The sequence below is a fragment of the Acetonema longum DSM 6540 genome, assembly GCF_000219125.1.
Lineage (GTDB): Bacteria > Bacillota > Negativicutes > Sporomusales > Acetonemataceae > Acetonema > Acetonema longum.
Window position 1 is genome coordinate 20,169 of sequence record NZ_AFGF01000054.1, and the last position, 23,645, is coordinate 43,813.

At 52.8% G+C, this 23,645-nt stretch carries 18 protein-coding genes, 2 pseudogenes and 1 riboswitch; of the genes and pseudogenes, 4 read left to right on the top strand and 16 right to left on the bottom strand.

Going from position 1 to position 23,645, the window contains the following annotated elements:
• The first annotated feature begins 154 nt into the window (after positions 1-154).
• Positions 155-1,342: a MalY/PatB family protein gene (locus tag ALO_RS07130; protein WP_238528228.1), complete on the top strand. Its 1,188-nt coding sequence runs from the start codon at positions 155-157 to the stop codon at positions 1,340-1,342.
• Positions 1,343-1,401: 59 nt separating this feature from the next.
• On the opposite strand, the gene ALO_RS07135 is transcribed toward ALO_RS07130, so the two are convergent.
• The 14 genes and pseudogenes from ALO_RS07135 to pdxS all read right to left on the bottom strand — a co-directional run bounded on the left by ALO_RS07135 (position 1,402) and on the right by pdxS (position 17,111).
• Positions 1,402-2,415: an ABC transporter substrate-binding protein gene (locus tag ALO_RS07135; RefSeq protein ID WP_004094273.1), complete on the bottom strand. Its 1,014-nt coding sequence runs from the start codon at positions 2,413-2,415 to the stop codon at positions 1,402-1,404.
• A 26-nt stretch (positions 2,416-2,441) separates the two neighbouring features.
• Positions 2,442-3,222, bottom strand: a pseudogene (locus ALO_RS07140) (ABC transporter ATP-binding protein).
• Positions 3,216-4,163 carry an ABC transporter permease gene (locus tag ALO_RS07145; RefSeq protein ID WP_004094275.1) on the bottom strand — a complete coding sequence of 316 codons (948 nt, stop codon included), beginning with the start codon at positions 4,161-4,163 and terminating at the stop codon, positions 3,216-3,218. Before ALO_RS07145 ends, ALO_RS07140 begins: the two are co-directional and overlap by 7 nt.
• A 195-nt stretch (positions 4,164-4,358) precedes the next feature.
• Complete coding sequence (locus tag ALO_RS07150) at positions 4,359-5,255, bottom strand: tetratricopeptide repeat protein (protein ID WP_004094276.1); 897 nt, start codon at positions 5,253-5,255, stop codon at positions 4,359-4,361.
• 299 nt (positions 5,256-5,554) lie between these two features.
• A pseudogene (locus ALO_RS07155) lies at positions 5,555-6,531 on the bottom strand (diaminopimelate dehydrogenase).
• 202 nt (positions 6,532-6,733) lie between these two features.
• The gene (locus ALO_RS07160; protein ID WP_004094282.1) at positions 6,734-7,750 is read right to left on the bottom strand and encodes an ATP-binding cassette domain-containing protein; all 1,017 of its coding nucleotides are present in this window, start codon (positions 7,748-7,750) and stop codon (positions 6,734-6,736) included.
• Positions 7,747-8,448: a GTP-binding protein gene (locus ALO_RS07165; RefSeq protein WP_004094283.1), complete on the bottom strand. Its 702-nt coding sequence runs from the start codon at positions 8,446-8,448 to the stop codon at positions 7,747-7,749. The genes ALO_RS07160 and ALO_RS07165 overlap by 4 nt, the downstream gene beginning before the upstream one ends.
• Position 8,449: 1 nt before the next feature.
• On the bottom strand, positions 8,450-9,700 hold the full coding sequence (locus tag ALO_RS07170) for an ABC transporter substrate-binding protein (protein WP_004094286.1): 1,251 nt from the start codon (positions 9,698-9,700) through the stop codon (positions 8,450-8,452).
• Positions 9,701-10,027: 327 nt separating this feature from the next.
• Positions 10,028-11,950, bottom strand: a complete 1,923-nt coding sequence (locus tag ALO_RS07175) for a TonB-dependent receptor plug domain-containing protein (protein WP_004094289.1) — start codon at positions 11,948-11,950, stop codon at positions 10,028-10,030.
• Between the two features lie 116 nt (positions 11,951-12,066).
• A complete protein-coding gene (locus ALO_RS07180) occupies positions 12,067-13,041 on the bottom strand; it encodes an ABC transporter substrate-binding protein (RefSeq protein WP_040292941.1) in 975 nt (324 codons plus the stop codon).
• A gap of 350 nt (positions 13,042-13,391) precedes the next feature.
• Positions 13,392-14,198, bottom strand: coding sequence for a class I SAM-dependent methyltransferase (locus tag ALO_RS07185; RefSeq protein ID WP_004094294.1), 807 nt, complete (start codon positions 14,196-14,198; stop codon positions 13,392-13,394).
• Between the two features lie 207 nt (positions 14,199-14,405).
• Positions 14,406-15,323 (bottom strand): homoserine O-acetyltransferase MetA, encoded by a 918-nt coding sequence (gene metA / locus ALO_RS07190; RefSeq protein WP_004094295.1) that lies wholly within the window; start codon positions 15,321-15,323, stop codon positions 14,406-14,408.
• A 118-nt stretch (positions 15,324-15,441) separates the two neighbouring features.
• Positions 15,442-15,548: riboswitch (SAM riboswitch) on the bottom strand.
• 80 nt (positions 15,549-15,628) lie between these two features.
• On the bottom strand, positions 15,629-16,228 hold the full coding sequence (pdxT, locus tag ALO_RS07195; protein ID WP_004094296.1) for a pyridoxal 5'-phosphate synthase glutaminase subunit PdxT: 600 nt from the start codon (positions 16,226-16,228) through the stop codon (positions 15,629-15,631).
• Positions 16,229-16,232: 4 nt separating this feature from the next.
• Positions 16,233-17,111: a pyridoxal 5'-phosphate synthase lyase subunit PdxS gene (pdxS, locus tag ALO_RS07200; RefSeq protein ID WP_004094297.1), complete on the bottom strand. Its 879-nt coding sequence runs from the start codon at positions 17,109-17,111 to the stop codon at positions 16,233-16,235.
• Between the two features lie 120 nt (positions 17,112-17,231).
• On the opposite strand from pdxS, the gene pdxR reads away from it, so the two are divergent.
• From pdxR to ALO_RS07215, 3 genes are all read left to right on the top strand, one after another.
• On the top strand, positions 17,232-18,683 hold the full coding sequence (pdxR, locus tag ALO_RS07205) for a MocR-like pyridoxine biosynthesis transcription factor PdxR (RefSeq protein ID WP_004094298.1): 1,452 nt from the start codon (positions 17,232-17,234) through the stop codon (positions 18,681-18,683).
• 88 nt (positions 18,684-18,771) lie between these two features.
• Positions 18,772-19,569 carry an SDR family NAD(P)-dependent oxidoreductase gene (locus ALO_RS07210; RefSeq protein WP_040292942.1) on the top strand — a complete coding sequence of 266 codons (798 nt, stop codon included), beginning with the start codon at positions 18,772-18,774 and terminating at the stop codon, positions 19,567-19,569.
• Positions 19,570-19,844: 275 nt separating this feature from the next.
• Positions 19,845-20,480, top strand: coding sequence for an outer membrane beta-barrel protein (locus tag ALO_RS07215; protein WP_004094300.1), 636 nt, complete (start codon positions 19,845-19,847; stop codon positions 20,478-20,480).
• 118 nt (positions 20,481-20,598) lie between these two features.
• On the opposite strand, the gene ALO_RS07220 is transcribed toward ALO_RS07215, so the two are convergent.
• Together ALO_RS07220 and ALO_RS07225 are read right to left on the bottom strand one after the other, a co-directional pair.
• Positions 20,599-22,536, bottom strand: a complete 1,938-nt coding sequence (locus ALO_RS07220; RefSeq protein WP_004094301.1) for a TonB-dependent receptor plug domain-containing protein — start codon at positions 22,534-22,536, stop codon at positions 20,599-20,601.
• Positions 22,537-22,567: 31 nt separating this feature from the next.
• Positions 22,568-23,542, bottom strand: coding sequence for an ABC transporter substrate-binding protein (locus ALO_RS07225; RefSeq protein WP_004094306.1), 975 nt, complete (start codon positions 23,540-23,542; stop codon positions 22,568-22,570).
• Between the last annotated feature and the right edge of the window lie 103 nt (positions 23,543-23,645).

The following is a 23,645-nucleotide window of genomic DNA, read 5'->3' on the forward strand; positions in this document are numbered from 1 at the left end:
TTCATATTTTATTATTTGGGCTGATCAGTAGACTGAAGGCAGGTACTTCCCTTTTATTCCGAAGTATCTGCCTTTTTGCTTTTCTCTCATTTTGATGCTTGATATCCCGAGAGCCAATGTTTCAACGAACAATCACATTTTGTTACGAAAGGCAGTGACTGCATTGACCAAGATCAATTTTGGAACGGAAATTAACCGCCGCAACAGCGGTAGCCTGAAATGGGATGACGCCGATTTGCTGTATAGTGCCAAAGACGTGCTGCCCCTCTGGGTGGCTGACACCGACTTCCCGCCGCCAGCCGCTGTGCTGGAAGCCCTCCAGGCCAGAGTGGCCCACGGCGTTTTTGGCTATCCCTCTCCCCGCTTTCTGGGATTTGAAGCGCTTTCAGAGTGGCTGAAACAGCGTCATGGCTGGGAAACCAAACCGGAGTGGATGGTGAATTCCCCCGGAGTGTGCACCGCTTTGGCGGTGGCGGTACAAACCCTGACCAACCCCGGGGACAAGGTAATCATTCAGCCGCCGGTGTATCCTCCCTTTTTCTCCTCCGTCCTGCAAAACGGCAGGACTGTACTGGAAAATCCGCTGATTGCGGAGAATGGCCATTACCGCATGGATTTTGAGGACCTGGCGCGCAAAGCCTCTGACGCCAAAATGCTGATTTTATGCAGCCCCCACAACCCGGTGGGGCGGGTCTGGGGCGCCGCTGAACTGAAAAAACTGGCGGAAATCGCTGTGACCCATAACCTGATCATTTTGTCGGATGAAATCCACGGCGACCTGGTGTATTCCGGACACCGTCACATTCCTCTGGCTTCCCTGAATCCGGAAATCGAAAGCCTGACGCTTACCTGCGTGGCCCCCAGCAAGACCTTCAATACCGCCGGCCTGTATACTTCAGCCGTAGTGATTCCCGACAAGGGACTTCGCCAAAAATTCTATGAGGCCATTTCCACCCTGAGCATCACCAAAAGCACTGTCTTCGGCAGCGTCGCCATGGAAGCCGCCTATAAGCACGGTGGACCCTGGCTGGATGAACTGCTGCCCTTTCTCGCCGCCAATGCCGCTTACCTGGCGGAAAGATTCAGCAAAGAAACTCCCAAAATCGAGATCGCATTGCCTGAGGGCACCTTCCTGGCCTGGCTGGATTGCCGGGAACTGGGGCTCGGTGATCAGGCCCTGGCTGATTTCTTTGGCAAAGAAGCCAGAGTGGGATTAAATAATGGCGCTACTTTCGGCGCTCAGGGCTCGGGCTTCATGCGCCTGAATTTCGGCTGCACCCGTGCTACTCTGAAGGAAGCAGTCGACCGGATTGTAGGAGCGTATCGGGCAAGAGGATTTTAGTTTTATATACTTCTAAAGCAAAAGCGGCAACTATCTTGCCGCTTTTGCTTTTTCTTAACTTATTTTATTGTATCGGGAACTCCCGGCAGAGTGACAAAGCTGTTTTTATGCAGAGCCGGCACATCAGCGGCGGCTCCGAGCATGCCGACGTTCTGCAACTCGGCGGCAGTGACACCGAAGGCGTTATAAGCGCCGGAAACCGAGGGGATATAGTTGTAAGTCTTTAATACCTTACCGTTAAATTCGGCGTTGCCGGCCACATATTTTTTCTCTACCTGAATTTTGGCGACTTCTTCGGGATGCTGAGCAACATAGGCGCTGGCTTTCTGCATAGCACGGGTATATTTGGCGGCTATTTCCGGATTGTTTTTAGCCAGAGTGTCTTTGACATAAGCCACGCAGCAATATTGGTCATGGTAGGGAGCGGTGACAGCCGAATCCAGCAGGATGTTCAGATTATACTCTTGGGCAGCGATAGAGGCTACCGGGTCATTGGCGGCAATGGCGTCGATAGCGCCTTTTTGCAGGGCCAGGGGCAGTTCGCTGTTGCTGAACACGACAAATTCCACTTCTAAGTTCTTTTCACTTACGCCTACTCCGGCAGCAGCCAAGGCGCGTTTGGCGAACATAACCGGACTGCTGGTCAGGCTGGGAACGCCGATGCGTTTGCCTTTCAAGTCGGCGACGGTGTTGATGCCGGAATTTTGAGGAACCAGTACCTTGTCGCAGCCTGTGTGGAGACCGGTAGTGATTTTAACCGGCAATCCGTTGGAGAGCGGCTGAATCAGACTGGCCATCAGGCCAAATCCCGCTTCTATCTTCCCGGCAGTAACGGCTTCAAACATAGGTCCGCCGGCGGCCAGTTTGACCAACTCCACTTTCAGGCCTTCTTCAGCAAAGAAACCTTTCTCATAGGCCATGTGTATCGGACCTTCGCATAAGCTGCCGGCGTAGCCCACCTTTAAGACATAGTCTTCGGCTTTGGGGGCGGCTGTCTGCTGTCCGCCGCATCCGGCCATCAGCAAGGTTGCTGACAGTATAGTGACAATCATCATTTTAAATTTGAGCTTCATTCGATCTTCTCCTTTTAAAATGTATTTTACAAATAATAACCAGGCTCTTTAATGTTTCCTGCATAATCCAAGATCGACAAAATCTTGGTGCGAAGGTGCAGAAATTCCGGATTGCTGCGGGCTCTTGGCCGGGAAAGGCCCACTTCAATGATACTTTCGATCTTTCCGGGGCGGGGGAGTCATGACAATCACCCGGTCGGCCAGGTAGATAGCTTCATCCACATCATGGGTCACCATGATCATAGTCATCTTCCTTTCCTGCCAAATGCGAATCAATTCATCCTGCATATTCATCCGGGTAAAAGCGTCCAAAGCCCCAAGGGGTTCATCCAAAAGCATGACTTTGGGATGATTGATGAGCGCTCTGGCCAGGGAAGCTCTTTGGGCCATACCGCCGGACAACTGATGAGGATAAGATTTTTGAAAGCCGGAAAGTCCCACCAGGTCGATAAACTGATCTACCTCTTCCTCCCTTTCCCTGTATATTTTGCGGGCCTTCAGGCCAAAAGACACATTGTCCCGGATATTCAGCCAAGGAAACAAAAGTGGGTTTTGAAACACCAGGCCCCGTTCATAGGAAGGCTTTTCGATTTCGTCCCCGTCGATATAAAGCTTCCCCGCATCCGGACCGTTCAGCCCGGCAATCAGGCGGAGCAGCGTGGATTTGCCGCAGCCGGAAGGACCGATCAGGGATACAAATTCTCCCGCTTGAATCGTCAGGTTAATGCCGTTAAGAGCGATGACTTCGGTTTCATCCTGCTGAAAAAACCGTTTGGCAACTCCCTCGGCCCGAATCTCTCCTACCATTTGATAACCCCTTTCTGCCAGACCAGCACAGTATCGCGCACTTTAAATAAGAGAGTGATCAGAAGGGAAAACGTGACCGAGATCATGATCAGTCCGGCATAGACATTGGCGTAGGACATCATTTCCCTTTGCCAGTTAATGTACCAGCCAAGGCCGTTTTTAACCCCCAGCATCTCAGCTGTCATCAGGGTGATAAACGAGGCGCAGGTCCCGTTGAAGATACCGATGAACATGTGGGGCATAGCGGCGGGAATTCCCACCCGGAAAATCTGATAATATTTCCCGGCTCCCAGAGTGCTGGCCACCTCAAAATAGGCGTTTTGCACATTCAAAATACCGCTGCTGGTCATAACCGCCGTAGGAAACCATACAGCCAGCCCTATCAGAAAGGCGCTGGCGGAAAAGGTAGTGGGAAAGCTAACCAGCACCACCGGAATCCAGGCTGTGGACGGAATAGGACCCAAGGTGCGGACAAGAGGATTGATCCAGTAGCCGGCAGTCTTGCTGAACCCGACGGCAATGCCGGTGATAAATCCGGCAGCAGCCCCCAGGATGAATCCGGTAAACAACAGCTTGCCGGAAGCAGCCAGGCAGATCATCAGGAAATCAAAATCTTCCACCAGCACACTCAGGATTCGGTCAGCGGAAGGAAAAAAGATCACCGGCAGAAAGCCGAATTTTTTCGTCGCCAGATTATATAGAGTCAGGAGTAAAATGACTACAGCGACAAACAGGGCTTTGTCGCCGATCCAAGCTTTTGCCCGGGCGCTGAAACGGGAAGCGGCAGCCACTGCGGAGAACACGGCCAGCAAGACAGCTAAAAAATAGATTTGATAAGGGCGTTGGGCAGGAATATGCCCGCCGGTATTTTCAAGTCCGGCTTCCAGACCGAGCGCCAGCAGGATGGATAGTACCGGCAGCCATGGGTAGATTCTTTTCACGTGTGTACCTTCTTTCTTGTTGGCTTTAGCCGACCAAATACAAAAAAGGCTAAGGTTACATTTCTGCAACCTTAGCCTTTAGTTTACTAATCAGCTAAGCAATAAGCCCCGCATTTAATTTTTATTATCATAACACAGCCATTTTATTGGTGTCAATAGATTTTATAAACATCCCGCCGTCCAAAAAGATGATCGCTAACGGTCTCCGCCGATAGCAGCCAGGCGCTGGTGGGCATAGGTTACCTCTTCTTCATCTTGATTTGATCCATGACTGATAAATGCGCGGTAGGCTGCGGCGGCCTCGGCAAGCCGGCCGGCCTTTTCACATGCCAGCGCCTGATTGTAGTAAGCCACGGCATAGTCAGGATCAAGGGTGGTAGCTAGGCTGTAGTCGGTGATGGCTTTATCATAGTCACCTTTCATAACATAGGCATTGGCGCGGTTGTTATAAGCAGAGGCGTCGCGGGGGTTCAAGGCGATAGCCTGACTGTAGTCGTCGATGGCTTTATCGTAGTCGCCTTTGTTTTTATAAGCAATACCCCGGTTATAGTAGGCCGTAGCATACTTCGGCTGCAAAGCAATGGCCCGGGTATAGTCAGTGATGGCTGTATCATAGTCGCCTTTGTCACTGTACGCGATGCCCCGGTTATTATGGGCTTCGGCATTTTGCGGCTCTAAAGCGATGAACTGGGTATAGTCGGTAACAGCCTTGTCATAGTCGCCCTTTTCCGCATAAACATCGCCCCGACTGCGCCAGGCGTCCATGTTCTGCGGCGCCAAAGCAATAACCTGGGTATAGTCAGCAATGGCATTGTCGTATTCACCGCTGTTTTTATAGGCATTGCCGCGGTTATAGTAGGCGTCAGCATATTGCGGATTCAAAGCGATGGCCTGGCTGTAAGCGGCAATAGCCTTATTGTAATCCTGCCTGGAGTCATATTGCAGCCCTTTGTTAAACCAGTGCTCCTCTGCGCCGGGTTTGACCGCCGCATCGGCCGGAGCGGCTAAGAACAGAAAAAGACAAAGCAACAGCAAAGAAAAAAGCAGGCTCTTGCCACTCATACGCCTTGCCAGAGTAAAAATCGGGTTCATACCACACCTTCCCTCAGGATAGTTTCCAGCTTTTAACTTATTTATTCGGCTAAGCCGGCCGATTTCCTTCCAGGGTATGTATTTTTTTACGATTGACAGATATAAGCAATCAGCTCCACCGTCCTTTCTCTTGCAGCAGGTTGGAAAACCGCACTGTTGCATGCACGGGCACCCATGCGGAAGTTCGCGGAGAAAGTGCATACTATCATCAGGCCTGTTCGGACTGCAAGCCAGCGGAACATCCCTTATCAACGGGAAAAGGGTGCTGAGACTGATTAAGGATGTCTGGGACGCGGCAGCTAGAGCAGATCTCGCCGCAACTGTGCCGCCGGTTTGGGTGACAGCCACGCGAACGGAATATCCAGAACCGTATAGGCTCCGGTATAGTGGTTGCACGCCATTCTGAAAACCGCCCGGGCATAGGCGGCAAGCACGTTGCCGGTAAACTCCGGATTGCTGTCCAGCTTCAGGCTGAACTCCATGATATGCCGGGTTGACGGACCGCTGGAACCGCTGCGCAAAACGAAGCCGCCGTGGGGCGTTCCGGCATGCTTGGCCGCCATTTCCGTTTCGGTAATAAAGGTGACGCGGGTTTCGTAGCCGGCAAAATAGTCCGGCATGGTTTTGATTGCCTGCTCAATCGCATTAAGGTCGGCTCCCGGCTGGGGAACCACATAGCAATCCCGCAGGTGCGCCTGTTTTTCGAAAAAAACCGGCGCTTCACCCGAACGGATGCGACGGATTAGTTCTTCCTTCGGGATAGTATATTGCCGGGCATCCCGGACACCGGCAATGCGCCGGATGGCATCGGAATGCCCCTGGCTTACACCTTTCCCCAGAAAGTATAATCTATGCCTTCAGGCAGCACCGCGTTGGCCAGCAGGCGATTCAGCGAAAACAATCCCGGATCCCAGCCAACCGATATGGTTGCCACTGTACCGGCTTTTTTCGCCACGCTATCCATAGCTTCAAAGTAATCCGGAATTTTGGCATGGGTATCATAACTGTCCACTGTGTTGAATAAGGCTGCAAGCTGCGGACCTTGTCCGGCGAGGTCGGTGGCGGAACCGCCGCATAACAGCATCACATCAATTTGGTCCTTATACTCGGCAATCCGATCCATGGAAACAGCCACAGCGCCGCTGACAGTACCGGTAAGGGGACGGCGGGAAAATACCGCAACCAATTCCATGTCAGGATTATTGCCGACAGCCCGTTCGGCCCCCTTGCCCAAATTGCCGTAGCCAGCAATACCTATACGAACTTTCCGTTTCATGAATTTCTCCTTTTTACAATAAATACTGTTATTATTTTACGTCCATATGGTTTTTCAGGCAATCATATTTTGCGGGTGTCAAGAGGACGGGATTACTGACAAATTAGTCGGCACTCCGGAGATGTTGGCAGGTTTGGCGCGCAACGGATGGATTCACATTGCTGCCCGCCCGCATAACACAGGAGGCGATGTTCTTATCCTGCTACAGCGCCGGGCTGAGCATATCCTGCGGCGTCAATGTTTCGCCGCCTCTTAATTTCTGCCGCATGCTTTGGAGCATGCCGTCGGTTTTCTCCAGCTGAGCCAGCAGGGATTTTTCCTGGGTGCTGGTTTCAATCACCTTGCTGATGCCGCCGTTTTTAATGATGATCCGTTTGTCGGCAATCAGGGCCAGCAGCGGGTCATGGGTGGCCATCAGGACAATTTTGTCTTCAGCTACTAAAAGCTTCAGCGCTTTCTTGCGGTCAATGCCGGCATTTTCAATTTCATCGATCAAAACGATGGGAGATGAACTGAGAATGGCCGTGTCGGCGATCATCAGGGCGCGGGACTGGCCGCCGCTCAGGCTGGTTACCGGCGTGTCCGGGTCAAACTTCTCGCCGGCAAGCTTGTTGGCCTCGGCGATAATGCGCTCCACAATCCCTTCCACATCTTCCACCAGGCGGCTTTGCGCGTGCAGCCGCAGGAATTCCTGCGTGGTCAGGTCAATAACAAAGTTCATGTTCTGGGAAAGCTGGGCTACCAGCTTGTTGTTGGACGAAAAACGCCATTTCTTATCCGGTTCCTCGCCGTTGATCCGGATGGTCCTGCCGGTAGGGGTGTCTTTTTGCGCCGTCCATTCGATATCGGCCAGCAGGCGGCTTTTCCCCGAGCCAGTGGGGCCGACGATGGAAACAATCTCCGACTGGCGGACGGTCAGTTCCTGAAACTGTTCCGCCTGGCCGGATTTGTCCCGGCCGGGAAGGATGGTCAGCGTTTCCACCCGCCTCTCCTGTTCCAGCCCAAGGAAGGCGGTCATTTGCTCGATAAACAGGCTGAGGCCGGCCAGCAGATTTTCCCGGTCAATGGCCTGGTCCTCGATCTCGGCTTCGCTGAAATGGGCGAGGTACTGCGCGAAGGTCCGGTCTTCATAGCCGGCAATATCCAGTTTGTTCTGCTCGAAATAACTGCCGGCAAAGGGATATTTTTGCAGCAACTGGCGGATGGTCAGGTTTTTCATCGTCCTTCATCCTCCAGTTTCATTTTCTTGGTGTTGCCCATTTGAAAGGCTTCGCCGATGCGGGTTTCTCCCAGACAATAGGAGCACATGGCGGCGGGCATGGGGAAGCGCAGCTGCATGCCCTGCACGGAAGCGACGCTCTGTTCCGCGTCATACAGCAGCGTGCCGAGTTCATACGCGCCCTGGCCGGTCAGGCCGTTGACGTGCATGACCACCGCCTGGGGGTTGACCGAGCTTACCCGCGAGGCAAACACTTCCCGCTCGGCCTGGGAAACAATATCGCCTTTGGTGATGACCACCAGATCGGCGGCTTTCAGCATTGGGCCAATCTTTTTCGGGGTGTTGATGCCGGATAGATTGTCAATCACGCAAACGCCTTTGATCTCTTTCAGGTAGGGCGAGCAGCGGTTGCACAGACCGGCTGATTCGGTGATCAGCAGGTCAAGTCCCAGTTGGTTGCCCCAGCGCACGACTTCCTCGATGTTGGAGGCGAAAAAGTGGTCGGGGCAGAGCGCCCCGGACAGTCCTTTCTTTACGGGGATGCCGGCTTTGTCATAGGCCGCGTCGTCGTCGGTATACAGGCAGTCGAATTTGACGACGCCGACCTGCAGGCCGCGCTGCTGCACCGCGGCAATGGTTTTCAGGATGACCGAGGTCTTGCCGGAGGACGGCGGGCCGGAAAAAATCGTCAGGTTCATCTTAACTCTCCTTTCCTGCCGCGGCATAAAACAGGTCTTCTGTCTTAATCAGCAGTTCACCGATATCATGGGAGTTGATATAGTCCCAGCCCAGCCACATAAAGTTCTGGTGCGGCGCAAGCCGGTTGTCGACCTGGGGATTGGTCGAAGGAAAATGGCCGTTGCCCGACAGGATTTCGCCGACTTCCCGGGAAAAGAGGAAATCGACAAAGGGCTTGGTCTTTTCCTTCGTCGCCGCTTTCGCCAGGAGGAAGATGGGGCTGATAATCGCGCCGTCTTTGGGCCATACCGGCTTGAACGGAGTGTTGGCGCCGATCATTTGCGTAAAGAAGTAAGGCATAACGGTAATCACCGGCGTCTCTTCATCAGCCTGCCGGCGATGCGATTTAACCATTTGCGCCGGATGCATGCTGCGCAGCAGCGAACGGCCCATTCTGGCCACGCCGTCTTCGCCGTGCTCTTTATAGATATTGAGCAGTAAGGCGTTAAATAAATCCAGATCCCGCATCGGCAGGGAAATGGTATTCTCAAAGTCAGGCGCTAAGAGGTCCGACCAGCGTTCCGGGAAAGGACGGCCGCCAAGCACGTCGGTATTGACCATGAAAATGGCGGGAACTACGCCAATGACCGAGTATTGGCGCCGCGGGTCTTTCAGGTCGATGCGTTCGTTGTCAAAGTCGCGGTTCAGCCGCTCGAAGCCGCTGATATCCTCAAATATGCCTTCGTCTTTAAACTTGCCCATCAGCTTCCGGTCAAAGAATAAGTCAAAGCCCGCCGACATGAACAAATCCGACAGAACCGATTCGTCGCCTGGATTGGCGGCGATGCGCTCCTTAATCCAGTCGATCCCCATGCTGGCCGCTTTCAGGTCGTAATCGACATCAAAGGCGAGGCGGTCCTTGTTTCCGGCCAGCCAGGCTTCAAACCGCTCGAGCAGCGGCAGCCGGATCGGGCAGGGCAGGACGCCTTCGATTCTGATGTCGCCGCCGCTGTCTTTTTTCATGGCAATCAGGCCGGTGGAGGCGGCGGGACGGTTTTGCTCAATGGCGTCCTCCAGCTTTTGCACAAACAGTTCGACATTGATTTTTTTGCTCCGCAGCGCGGTTTCCAGGGTAATCGTCTTGCCCAGCGTTTTTCGCAGCAGCGGGTTGTTTAATTGTTCAAAGCCATTGGCTGCCAGCAATGCGATGACTTCCGGGTATTTTTCGGTAACGTCGTAGACAGTGTCGGTCAGGTTAATATATTTTGTCAAGGGTGCTCCCTCCTATTGCATTGTAGCTTTTGTCGATATTGTAACATGCTGCTTTGGCGTAAATCGGTAGCCAGGGTTACCAAACCGCAAAAATTACAGACAGGCCCGGGCAGTCTTGCAGGCATTGGCCGGTTTCGGCGTCCTGCATCCCTGCACTTCAGTTTTGGCTTCAGCATTTACTCCTCTTCTCGCTTAGTATTCGGTGGAACTATGGCAGATATTCGCCGGCAAGCGTTCCAAACCCTCGCGCCGCAATCCGGAGAAATGATATGGCAAGGACTGATAAAAAGCCTCCGAATCGCTCGGAGGCTTGAATTTTCATGGCCTTTAAATTTTTAATCTTATGCCGGTGCGGTAGATTGCACCATTGATCCACCGGTCATAATCTTTATAGTTAAAGATATTATCCACGCCAAGGTAAATGGTGGTTGCCGGATTCAGCTGTTTACTGACCAACGCGTTCCAGACGGCGTAGGATTTAGCGTTTCCGCCGGAATCAATCCAGTCACCGTTCCAGGTCCCCCAGATGTTGCCGTTTATGCCGCTTTCCCGGTCGCTGTACAGCAAACTGGCGCCGACTAAGTGGCGGGCCCGTTCTTCCAAACGGACATGGGTCGTTTTGTTTTTTGCGTCAAGATAGGTGTAATTGGCTTTAACCGTCAGGCGGTCATTGATTCTGCGGCCGATTTCCGCCTCGACGCCCTGCAGCTGCGCTTTGGCAATATTGCCATAGGAATTATTTTTATAGCCAGCCTGGTACCCGGGATAATCCGGCCCGACCTCATAACTTTCAATCATATCTTTTATATCGCTGCGGAAAACGCCTACCTTTCCGGACAGGGGCCCGGCTTCTCCCTCCCAGCTGAAGTCATAATTGACCGATCGCTCCGGATCTAAATCGGGATTGCCGATAAAATAGGTTTTGCCGGCCATGAGAAAGGCGTGATAGAGCTCGGTTGTCGTGGGGATTTTAAAGCCATAGCCGACATTAGCCTTGAGACGGCTGTTCGGCTGCAGTTTATAGGTGACGCCCATTTTGGGGCTGACGGCACTGACAAATTGATCACTGTCGTCATAACGCAGCGCCGAGACCAACAGCAGCTTGTCGTTAACATCCCACTCATCCTGCACATAAGCGGCATAATAATCGAGTGTCGCTTCCGATCCGGCGGCGGTTTTACCCTCTCGATACAGGGTGTAGGGGTTTTTGCCGGAGTCAATGCGGGTGCCGCGCACCTTTTCCTGCCGGTATTCCAGGCCGTAGGCCAGCAGGTGATCTTCCGACGCCGGCGTCGCGGCATTCGCCTCAACGGTATTGATCGTGCGCTTAATGACGTCAAAGCTGCTTAACGCGCCGCTTGTCCTGCTGCGGGTTTCGATATCCTTATCATAAACGGATTGATAAAAGCGAATTTTATAATCCGTATCCGCCGCCTTGCTTTCATAGCCAATATTGAAATCTGCTCTCTGATTATCATTGGTATAAAATGATTTGTCCGCCGTCCGCTTTGTCTGTTCATCTAAATAATCAATTCCCAGAGTGACCCTGCCTGTTTCGCCGGTTAGCCATTCTCCCTGGAAGTTAATCGGCCGCCGGGTGCCGTAATAATTGTTATGTATCCCATCCTCCTGGGCAAATGGATCTTCCCTGCGTTCGCCCGCGCTCAGCGACCAGCCGAAGCGTCCCTGCCTGCCGGCATCATAGCGCAACGACCAGTCGCGCCCATCGCTAAACGCATCAGCTTTCTGCCCTTCCAGTTCCAGGCTAAGCTGCGGCTGCTCAGGCCGTTTCATGACGATATTGATGATGCCGCCCAGCGCATCGGAGCCGTAAAGAGCGCTGCTGGCGCCGCGGATAATCTCGATCCGCTCCACGTTTTCCATGCTGATCCGGTCAATTTCAAAGGAATTGGCGCGATTTAGGCTGGTCTCGCCGCTAATTCGCCGGCCATCAATCAGAATCAGCACGTGCTTTGAATCAAAACCGCGAATGGAGACGGACGATCCCTTCATGCCATCCACGCCAAAGGATATGCCCGCTGCGGTTTCCAAAGCCTGCCGCAGCGTGATGGCGCCCTTGGCCTGGATCTGCTCCCGGGTAATGACTTCCGCCGCTGCCGGGACGTCTTTTATTTTCTGTTCCGTCCGGGTGGCGGTGACAAGGACCTCGCTGACTTCCGCCGCATAGACGGGCAGGTTCAAAGCCGCGGCAATCGCCAGACTTAGCGCGGCAATCCATTTTTTGTTCATTCGTAGTCTACTCATATATCGATTGCCAGACAACGCATGCTCCCCTCCTATACAGGCGGCTTGCAGATTTTTCATTCATAGCCACCCCTCTTCTTACTCGTTATATGCTGCCGCCTTCAACGCGCCGCCTCCGGATAAACCAGCCTCTCCAGCACCGCCACCGCCTCGCCTACCCGGGTGCCGGGGTTTACGGCAAAAAGGTGATACGGCAATTGATGTACCCGGTTATTGCTTACCGCTTTCAGCCCTTGCCAGGCAGGGTGGCCGGCAAGTTCCGCACGGAATTTTTCGCCCACCTTTGTGTCCGAGCTGTGGGTGATCAGTAAAATTACATCAGGATTGCTCTTGCTGACATATTCCAGGCTTAAGGGTACAGAGCTCATTTTGGCGCTCAGGCCGGCCTTGCTGTCGGCCATATTGTGCGCCCCCAGCCGGCGCAGCAGATCACCGGCGAAGCTGTTGGACGTCGCCATCTGAAAACTTGTCGTCGATCCCCAGACCAGCAAAACCTCCGGTGCAGGCTGTGACCCCCTGTTCGCCATCCGCCGCCTGTAATCGTCTTCTATCTCTTTGATGACCGCAGCCGACTGTTCCGGCCGTCCTGTCAGCTCGCCATAAAAGCGCAGCGTATCAAGTATCTGCTGATAGTTGTCCAGCATTTGCAGCAGAATCGGAATGCCCGCTTTTTCCAGAACCGGTACCAGCTGATGATGCGGCGGCACATTGACTCCCAGCACTAAATCAGGTTCAAGTGCGATCAGTTTTTCTACGTTCGGATTAGCGGTAGTCCCCACCTCCGGCACGGCCGCAACCGCCGTTTTAACCGTATCCGGCAGGGCTTGTGTCGTTGGCCTGCCAACCACCTTGCCGCCGGCGGCATAAAACAGATCCAGGCTGGAAGGGTTCAGGACGATAACACGCTGCGGCCGGACGGGAATTTGCACCACCCGTCCGGCGCTGTCAGTTACCGGCCGCATCACTGTTGACGCCGGCTGTACAGCCGGCGGTTGCATCTGCAGCGATAAAACTGCGCCCACTGCCAGGGCTCCCATTATCAAAATACCAATAATCCTGCCTATCCGGCTATTCATATTGCCACCTCGTCTTATTCCTGTTTTCTTGCTTTCCCGCCGCATCACTATGAAAGTGCAGCCCGGTCCGCGGCAGGCTGCTCCCGGCGGCCGTGCGCTCCGCAAAAAAGCAGAGCTCCGCCTATTCATGCGGAGCTCTGTGGCCCTCTCGTTTTTGATAATGATTATCATTATCAAAAACATTATAGAATACCTTCTTCTATCTGTCAATGGCATAGACAGACGCCCGGCGCGCAGCAAAGCAGAAAAAGGTCACCGCCGCTTCTGACAGAAGAAGCGGCGGTGACCTTTTTCTATTACCTGTAAGCAATTTTACCTTATTGCCTGTCCCTGTTCACCAAAAAGCGCGGTTACCCAAATACTAAATGAACGACGCTGTCGCTGAACCGGCGCTTAACGGCAGGGATCTTAGCCATCCAGGCCATCCAGCCCCATCTGTCTTGATGATAATCGAATAAATTCCACTCGTTGATGACCTTGATGCGGTTGTTGTACTGTTCCAGTTCTTTACCGCTGGTCACTCCCCACTGAAACCTGACGTTGTCCATCTTGCCGACTGTATCATGCTGCTTGCTCATTTTCACGATCCCCGGCGTAATGATTTCCAGCAGCATTTCGGCCTTGGGGAAGACGTCGGTCAGTTTATTAATCAGGCTTTTGATCTCCTGCTCGGTGAAGTACATGAGGGTCCCTTCCGCAATGATCAGGACCGGCTGCGCCTCTGCAGCAATTTCCTGAATCCAGGAATAATCGAAGACAGATTTGGCGATCATCTTATAGCGCTCTGTTTCACAGAAAAATTGCCGGCGAATACGGATCGACTCCGGCAAATCCAGATCGTACCAGCGAATCTTGCCGTTATCCACCTGTGCAAAGCGGGTGTCGAGGCCGCAACCGATATTGACGACCACAGCATCAGGGTGCCTGGCTATAAACGTCGCCGCCGCTTTGTTCAGGATTTCGGTTCTGATCACCACGCCAGTCTGTGATTTCCATGCCTTGTCGAATTTCGTGAAATCGTATTCGATCCGTTCCATGATCTCAATCGCTTTTGCATCTTTGAGGATCGGCTTGCCGCGCTTCGCCTCAACCGCCCGCGCCCATAACGGAATCAGCAACGTCTCCGGCACACCCTGCAGATTAGGCTGATGTTGCATACTGTTCCCTCCCCAATCATTTTATCTCCTTCAGAAAATACGTCACAATGATGATAATAATATTCATTCTCATTATATTGGGCTAAACTATATATGTCAATCATCGCCAATACCGCTTGCTATATGATGAGCGGTATCGCATGTGTCAACCCATTATTGCAGCTGCTCTCTTTGTGTCTGAATCAATCAAGCCCTGGCCCTTGACTCTTATAAATACGAAAGATCATAAGGGGTCCTCTGATAGACATAATAATTAAGCCAGTTGGAAAATAAAAGATGGGCGGCGCTGCGCCAAAGAACCATCGGAGACTGGTTGGGATCGTCATTGGGGTAGTAGTTTTGCGGCACTTGAATCGGCAGGCTCTGGGATACGTCCCGGTCATATTCGCCTTTCAGGGTCAGTGGGTCATATTCGGAGTGACCGGTGATAAAGAACTGGCGCCCGCTTAGGTCCGTCACGGCATACACCCCGGAAATACAGGATTCGGATAAAAGCTGCAGCTGCGGTTTATTGACAATGTCCTCCCGCCGGATTTCGGTGTGGCGGGAGTGAGGTACGTAGAAAAGATCATCAAAGCCTCGAAACAGTTGATCCTGGGCGGTAAAAATTCTTTTATGGGGAAAAACGCCAAACATTTTTTGCGGCAAATCATATTTGGGAACACCGTAGTGGTAATACAGGCCGGCCTGAGCCCCCCAGCAGATATGAAAAGTGGAATACACATGATTTTTAGTCCACTCCATGATCTCACAGAGTTCCGGCCAGTAAGCCACTTCTTCAAAAGGCATCTGTTCCACCGGGGCGCCAGTGATAATCATGCCGTCATAATTGTGGGACTTAACGCTATCAAAGGTTTCATAAAACTTAGTCAGGTGCTTCACAGGTGTATTAGTGGGTAAATAGCTGGCGGTATACATCAGATCCACTTCCACTTGCAGCGGCGTATTGCCCAACAGCCTCAACAGCTGCGTTTCAGTAGTGATTTTGGTGGGCATCAGGTTTAAGATTAAAATTTTCAGAGGCCGTATATCCTGAGTATAGGCCCTGTCTTCGTACATGACGAAAATATTTTCTTTTTCCAGAATGTCTGCCGCCGGCAGGTTATTAGGGATCTTGATCGGCATTTTACCACTCTCCTGTTTTTTGCAACGAGAAACAAGCCTGCTTTGCAGCTCTTGTTTCCGTCTAATAAAATAAAGACCTCTTTCCGGAAGAAAGAGGTCAACAAATCTGTTAGCTCCCCTCTCATCTCCCAAAACACTGCTGTTCTGCTGGAATTAGCACCACTGCTCTAACGAGCCGGTTGCCGGGCGTCATCGGGCCAGTCCCTCGACCACTCTGGATAAGAGTTGCGTTATTTAGTTTTTCTAATCATAGCATAAGCAAGAGAAGACGGTCAAGAGACTGGCGCCGGCTTTTTCGTCGGGGATCAAAGATTCGTTTTCAATACATTCCAGGCTGCTGCCTTGGCTGCAAAATAGCGGTGAAACGACAAATCGTCAGTCAGTTCCGGATGAAAAGCCGTGGCCAGCATATGGTCCTGCTCCACCGCTACAATGTGACCATCCACTTTGGCCAGGACTGTCACATCCGCCCCCGCCTCTTCCACATAAGGCGCCCGGATAAACACCAGGGGCACCGGTGCAGCGGATACCGCCGGAATGAGGGCTTCCGTGGAAAAGCTGTCCAACTGACTGCCATAGGCATTACGCCGCACGCAGATGTCCATGACCCCCAAATAACCGGTTTCCTGACCGGCGATGGTCCTGGCCAGCAGGATCATGCCGGCGCAAGTGCCCCACACCGGCATGCCTTCCTGAATCCGGTCCAGGATTGCCCGGGACAGAAGAAATTCTCGCAGCAGCTTACCCATCGCCGTGGATTCGCCTCCCGGCAAAATCAGTCCGGCGACAGGAGCCAAATCCGCTGCTTTTTTAACCGCCACACCCCGAATCTGAGGCAAGGCGTTGAGATGATCCAGGTGTTCTTTCACTGCGCCTTGCAGAGCTAATACCCCGATAGTCAGCATGGTGTTACCACCCCCGGGAAGCTAACCGTTCAGCAGGCTGGATTTTATCGATTTCAATGCCCACCATAGGCTCACCCAGATCTTCCGATATTCCGGCTAAAAACTCCGGATCATTGTAATGAGTAGTGGCCTGAACGATGGCTTTAGCCCGCCGGCTGGGGTCACCGGATTTGAAAATACCGGACCCGACAAAGACTCCGTCGCAGCCCAGCTGCATCATCAGGGCCGCATCGGCGGGGGTGGCGATGCCGCCGGCAGCGAAATTGACCACCGGCAGAGAGCCGTGTTCCCCGACATATTCAATCAGGTGCATGGGCGCACCCATTTCCTTGGCTATACTCATCAATTCTTCCCGGGGAGCGGCCTTGACCCGCCGCATATCCGCCAGCATGGTCCGCATATGCCGGACAGCTTCCACTACATTGCCGGTACCGGCTTCTCCCTTGGTGCGGATCATAGCTGCTCCTTCACCGATACGGCGCAGGGCTTCGCCCAGATTGCGGGCGCCGCAGACAAAGGGAATCTTAAAATCCCATTTATTGATATGGTAAAGCTCATCCGCCGGGGTTAAGACTTCGCTTTCGTCCACATAGTCGATACCAATGGCCTCTAAGATCTGGGCCTCTACAAAATGGCCGATCCGGGCCTTGGCCATGACCGGGATGGTAACCGAAGCCTTAATCTCCCGGATCATTTTCGGATCGGACATCCGGGCTACTCCGCCTTGGCTGCGAATATCAGCCGGTACTCTTTCCAGAGCCATGACAGCCACAGCGCCGGCTTCTTCGGCGATTTTAGCCTGTTCGGGGTTGGTCACATCCATAATGACGCCGCCCTTTAGCATCTGGGCCAGATTTTTGTTTAGTTCATACCGATTTTCCATATCCAGACTCCCCCTCTTTGCCGGCAGCAAAAAATTTGCTAAAATAGGCGTATCGATACAATTATTTGTATCGCCGGCGAATTTTTGTTATTATAGCAGAGAGGAAAGGAATTTTACAAGATGAATGAAGATTTTTTTGATTTTGTATCGATACAATTGGATAAGACCAGCAGGGCATCCCTCTATGCTCAGCTGTACGACAGCTTGCGGGAACTGATTCTGAGCGGCAAGCTGAGCCATGGCTACCTTCTGCCGCCGGTGCGGAAGCTGGCTGCTTTTTTAAGGGTTAATCCCGGCACAGTGGTCAACGCCTATAAGCTTCTGGAACAAAACGGCTACATCTACTCCCGGGCCGGCAGCGGCAACTATGTGGCCGAAATCGCCGGCAGCACGGCCGATGAGTATGAGCCGGCAACCCCTGACATCGACTTGGAACTGCCGGAGCATATCCCTGCGGGCGGCAGGAACTGCATTGATCTTGCCACCGTCATGCCGCCGCCGGATTTATTGCCCATTGATGACTTTAAGCGGGTATTGATCGAGGTATTGGACCGGGATCAGGGGTTTGCTTTCGGGTATCAGGAAAGTCAGGGATTCTTTCCTTTGCGGCAGTCCATTGCTGCTTACTTAAAAACCCAGGGTGTCCAGGCTCAGGCCGACAATGTGCAGATTATTTCCGGCGCCCAGCAGGGCATTGACATCATTGCCAAGGCTTTTCTCCAGTTCGGTGACTGCGTGTTTACCGAAAGTCCCACCTATCCGGGGGCTATCGCCGCCTTTCGTTCCCGGGGCGCCAAAATCATCGACATTCCCATGGACGCAGACGGCATGGCCATGCAGGAGCTGGAAAACAAAATTCGCGCCTTCCGCCCCCGCCTGATTTATGTTATGGCCAACATTCAAAATCCCACCGGTTACTCCTACTCGGTGATCAAGCGCAACCGATTGATCGGCCTGGCCCGGCGCTACGACGCCATTATTCTGGAGGATGACTATATCAGCGAGCTGGATTTTTCCGGTTCCCCCCTGGCCCCCTTAAAGGCTCTGGACCGGGACCAGCGAGTCATTTACCTGAAAAGCTTTTCCAAAATGTTTATGCCCGGTTTGCGGCTGGCTTTTTTACTGATGCCACCCCACTGGGTGGCAAAAGTTTCGGCGGTGAAGCATCACTCGGACATCGCCACCTCCGGCCTGACTCAGCGAGCCTTTGACCTGTATTTGCGTCAGGGCATCTGGCAGAAACATATCGGCGCTATCCGCCGGATTTATCAGGAAAGATACGAGGCGGCCCTAGCCGCCATCCGGGAATTCCTGCCGGATTCGACAGTCTGCCATCCGCCCCGGGGCGGCCTGACCTGCTGGCTGGCCCTGCGGGAAGGGGTATCGGCCCGCCTGATTGTCCAGTCCGCCGAGACAAAAGGTCTCCTGCTGCTGCCGGGAACCGCCTTTTTCCCCCGCCGGCCGCCGGACCGGTTTCTGCGGCTGAGTTTTGCTGTGGCTGATCAGGAAAAAATCGTTCAGGGAATAAAAATTCTGGGCGAAGTCATTGCTGAATATAAAGCGGAACCATAGGCAATGCCGGAAATCAGACAGCATCATGACAGGAGCAAAGGAATTCCGGCAAAAAATCGGGAAAACTACCGGGAAGGAAGTGGTTACGATGCAATACGACTTACAGGGAAAGGTCGCTTTGATTACCGGCGGCACCTCGGGAATCGGCCTGGCAGCCAGTCGCCTTTTTTTAGCAAACGGCGCCAAAGTGGTAATCGCCGGCCGGCGGGACTCCCAGGGCCAGGCAGCCCTGGAACAATTGAACCAGTGGCAGGCGGCGGTCCGGTTTGTCCGGACGGATGTGACGCTGCGGGCGGAGTGCAAAGAATTAGTACAACAAACTATAGCACATTTCGGCCGGCTGGATATCCTGGTGAACTCAGCAGGCGTCTATTGTGAAAAGGCCATTGCCGATATGACGGAGTCCGACTATGACGAGATCATGGACATCAATGTGAAAGGAACCTATTTCATGTGTCAGTACTCCCTGCCTGAACTGCGCCGCCGTCAGAATGCGACGGAAAAGGAACGTCCCCTCTGTCAGGGGGCTGCCATTGTCAATCTGGCCTCCGACGCCGGTCTGAACGGCAACTGGCTGTGTACCGCCTACTGCGCCTCCAAAGGAGCGGTGGTTGCTTTTACCAAGGCTCTGGCCCTGGAACTGGCGCCCCATCACATACGGGTCAATTGCGTCTGCCCCGGGGATGTGGCAACTCCTATGCTGGATAAGCAATTAGCCGATGCCAACGGTACCTATCAGCTGGCCGACGTGGAGAGTGCATACCCTTTGGGCCGGGTGGCCCGGCCGGAAGAAGCAGCCCAGGTTATCGCCTTTCTGGCCTCCGATGCCGCTTCCTTCGTCACCGGAGCGGCCTGGACGGTAGACGGCGGACTAACCGCCGGGTAGGGGAGCGTTGAAAAAGGCTCATCTGCGTCGTTACTCCTGCGGGCGGGCGTTCGACGTACCCTGCAAACGTACAGTCTCACGCCCGTCCTCGTCGTGCCTGGCACCTGAACCTTTTTGAACGCTCCCTGTTTCTAGGCCACAGATGAGTTTGGCAACAGACTCTAAAGGAACTATTACGGAAGACCGGGTAGGCAAGAAGACCTATACATATTTGTCATTTCATGCTATGCTGATTCCATGTGCTTCTGTTTACAGCAAAAAAAAGGGGGGTATTTATGAAAAAATCGGCTCTCATTTTTAGCATTTTTGCAATGGTTATGCTATTTTCCAGTATCGGCCTGGCAGCCCCGGTCATGGATTTTCAGGCCTGGCAAATGGACCTGGGGATAGGAGGCATAAACTATGACGACATGGACTTCTGGGGGACAGGCGATGATTCAACAGAATTAGTAAATTTCTACCTCCGGATCGGCCTCACAGACAGACTGGCCGTTGGCATTGACTCCTTCCACTTTGGTTCTCTGAGTGAGTCCTATGGTTATTGGAGCGAATTGACAATCATGAAAAACTACACCGACGTAAAAGCTGCTTACAAAATTGTGCCTAACCTGCAGCTGTTTGGCGGCGCCAGAATTTATTCCTCGGAATATTACAGAAATTATGGGCAGCCCTGGGAGCAAAAATACACCGAAACGGATACAGAGCCCCTCTACGGCGCAGGCGTTACCATTCCTCTTGGCGATACGTTTCACGCCTTCGCTTCCTGGCAGAAGTCGGATATCATCAAGGAAACTCAGGCCGGTCTCATGTATCAGAATGAGTCCTTTGGCGTCTACGCTACCGTGAACCGGATGGATGTGAACGGTTCCAAATATGATGGCGCCGGTTTGGGCTTAAACTTCAGAATGTAATTGCTGCTCTATTTTCAGAACGATTACATACGAAAAGGCATTGGAGAACCTTTACCGGGTTTCCAATGCCTTTTTCGCAGCTCCGGCAGAATATCCGCCACAGGGAGGGTGTTCTGAGCTAAAAGCTATAATTCATGCCAAACCGCCATATCAGACCGTTCAACACCAACTCATCGATCTTCTCGTCCAGGATATTATCGACCCCCACAAAGGTGCTGTAACGGTCGCTCCATTTTTTATTCAGGGTAAAATTCAGCATATTGTAATCGTAGTTTACATTCTCATACTGATAATCCCGCACCCACTCATGCCAGAGGATAGCGCTGAGGCCGGCTGGCTTCTTGTCGTCATAGATAAGTTGAGCGGAATACTTATTTTGGGCGCGCCCGTCCAGACGCTTGCCGCCGGTAACGTCTTTGGCATCCATGTAGGCATAAGCGGTTTTGAAGGTCAGCCGGTCAGAAAGATACCGGCCTGCTTCCATTTCAAAGCCTTTTATTTCCGCTTCGGCAACATTGATGTATTTGCTGGTGGAAATCATGTTGGGCGGTGCTCCCGTTGTCGAGGTTTCAGTGCTGATCAGGTCAGTTACTTCGTTGTTAAAATAAGTAACCTTGCCAAAATTCGCGCCGCTTTCACCTTCCAGGCTAACATCAAAGCTCGTAGATTTTTCCGGCTTTAAGTCCGGATTCCCCGAAACAATGACGGTCATCGTCGGAATCGGCTTACGCGTCATATTCATATACAGTTCACTGATGCTAGGGGCTTTAAAACCTTCACCGTAATTGGTCTTGAGACGGAGATTTTCCATAAATTTATAGGTCACGCCTAATTTGGGGCTGAAATTATCGCCAAAGTCGCTGCTGCCGTCATAGCGCAGGGAAGGAACCACCAGCACTTTATCGCTTAGCTTCCACTCATCCTGTAAATAAACAGCCTGGTATCGGATTTCTTTTTCCGAAATAGGCTTGCTGATCCCGCCTACACTGATCGTGGAAGGAGAATCGCCCCCTGTTCCCAAACGAGTTCCCCTGTATTCATTGGTGCGGTACTCGCCGCCATAGGTCAGGGTATGCTGCTCATTCAGCCGCATGGTATTTTTACCGTCAACTACCCAGGTATTATACTCGGCCCGGTCAAAATCTACATAGCTTCCATCTGCTCTGCTAAGCATGTCGTTGTCTTTTTTCAGGTCATTGTAGTATGTGCGCAGTTCGAAATTTGCCCGTTCGGTCTTGCTCCGAAAGGCCACGCCGTAGGAATTCCGGGTATTCGTAAAATCCTCCCATGTTGTGGCAGTATCAGTCTGCAGTTCTTCGTTCGTTCTTTCATAAAATACATCCAGATGCTTATTTTTTGCCAGTTCATATGTACCGTTCAGGTTGTAGAACTGGCGGGGACCATACATATTGGTGCTCTCACTGCGGGTCTGTTCCTTAACATCAGTAAGCGCGGCATCCAGCGACCAGGACCATTTTCCCTGTTTTCCCAGGTCAAAGCGGTAGGAGGCGTTCTGCTGGCTGCTGCTGTTGCCCAGGCTAATGCTGTGCTGGGGCTTTTCAGCCTTGCGGGTGATGATATTAATGACGCCCCCTAAGGCATCTGAGCCGTAGAGAGAGCTGACCGGTCCCCGTACAATTTCGATCCGTTCCACATTGGCCAGGTTAATACGGTTTAATTCATAGGCATTGGCTGTCATGTTGGTGTCCTCGCCAGCTATCCTGCGGCCGTCAATAAGAATCAGGGAGTGGTTGGTATTCATGCCCCGCAGGCTGACCTGGTTGCCGGTCATGCCTGCCTCCGACAGGTTTAAGTTAAAAGCCATTTTCAGGGCCTCTACCACAGTGCCTGCGCCCAGGGTTTCAATTTTCTGGCGGTCAATGACCTCTACAGGGGCTGGGGTTTCTTTGACATCCTGCTCGGTCCGGGTGGCGGTGACTACGATTTCTTCAGGCTGGACATGCTCCGCCGCGTATATGGGGAAATTCAGAGCAGTCATAATGCTCAGGCTTAACAGGGCCACTTTTCCGGTTTGACCGTGCCGCTGCTTTTTCATGATAGTAAACCCTCCTCCTAAATTTTAAACTTTATTGCATGACGCTGTCAGCATACAACAGGCCGGCTAAAACGTCGGTCGCTTCCGCCATCCGGGTGCCGGGATTAATCGCGAACAGGTGATAGGGCAGCTTGTGGACTCTGTTTTCCTTTACGGCTTTCATGCCCTTCCAGGCCGGATGAGCCGCCAGTTCCGCCCGGAATTTGGCCTCGACTTTGTCATCGGCGCTGTGGGTTATGAACAGAATCACTTCCGGATTGGCTTTAGAAACAAACTCCAGACTCAGGGGGACATAGCCGGAGCCGGCCATGGGGCCGCTCTTTTCAGCCTGATCGGCCACATTGTCGCCGCCCAGGCGTTTCATCAGATCGCCGGTGAAGGTGCCGGACAATATCATGCTGAAGCTTTCAGTGGTACCCCATAGCAGAAGAGTTCGGGGCGAGGTTTTTCCTTTGCTGCCTTCGATAGCAGCCTGCATGCGGCTTTCGATTTGAGTAGCGAGAGAGTTGGCTTTGCCGGGGGTGCCTGCCAGTTCACCGTAGAGGCGCAAGATGCTCAGAACATCCTCCGGAGTGTCCGGGTTTCTCAAATAGACCGGAATGCCGGCTTGCGTCAGAACCGGCAGCAGTTCCTGATGAAAGGGTATATTCGCCCCTAAGATCAGATCCGGTTTAAGAGCCAGGATCTTTTCCAGACTGGGATTATTGGGAACGCCTACCTGAGGAACGTCCTGCACCGCCGTTTTTACGGCAGGAGGCAGAGTCTCGGTCGCAGCACGGCCGGTCAGGTGGCCGCCGGCGCTTGTATACAGGTCAACATGGGACGCATTCAGCGCCACTACCCGCTGCGGCCGCTCCGGGATCACCAACTGCCGTCCGGCACTGTCTGTTACTGTCCGGGCAACGGTCTTCCCTGCCGTCCGCTCGGCACCATCCCGGGTTAGGCTCCACAGACTGCCGCCCAGCAGCAGTACTGCTACAACGCCCACAATCCATTTGTTTAGCATATTGACTACACATCCTATCCTGTATAAGTTTTGGGCAAAAATGTAGAGCTCCGTTTCTACCATTGCATAGAAAACGGAGCTCTAGGCTCTCTGAGCTTGCAGG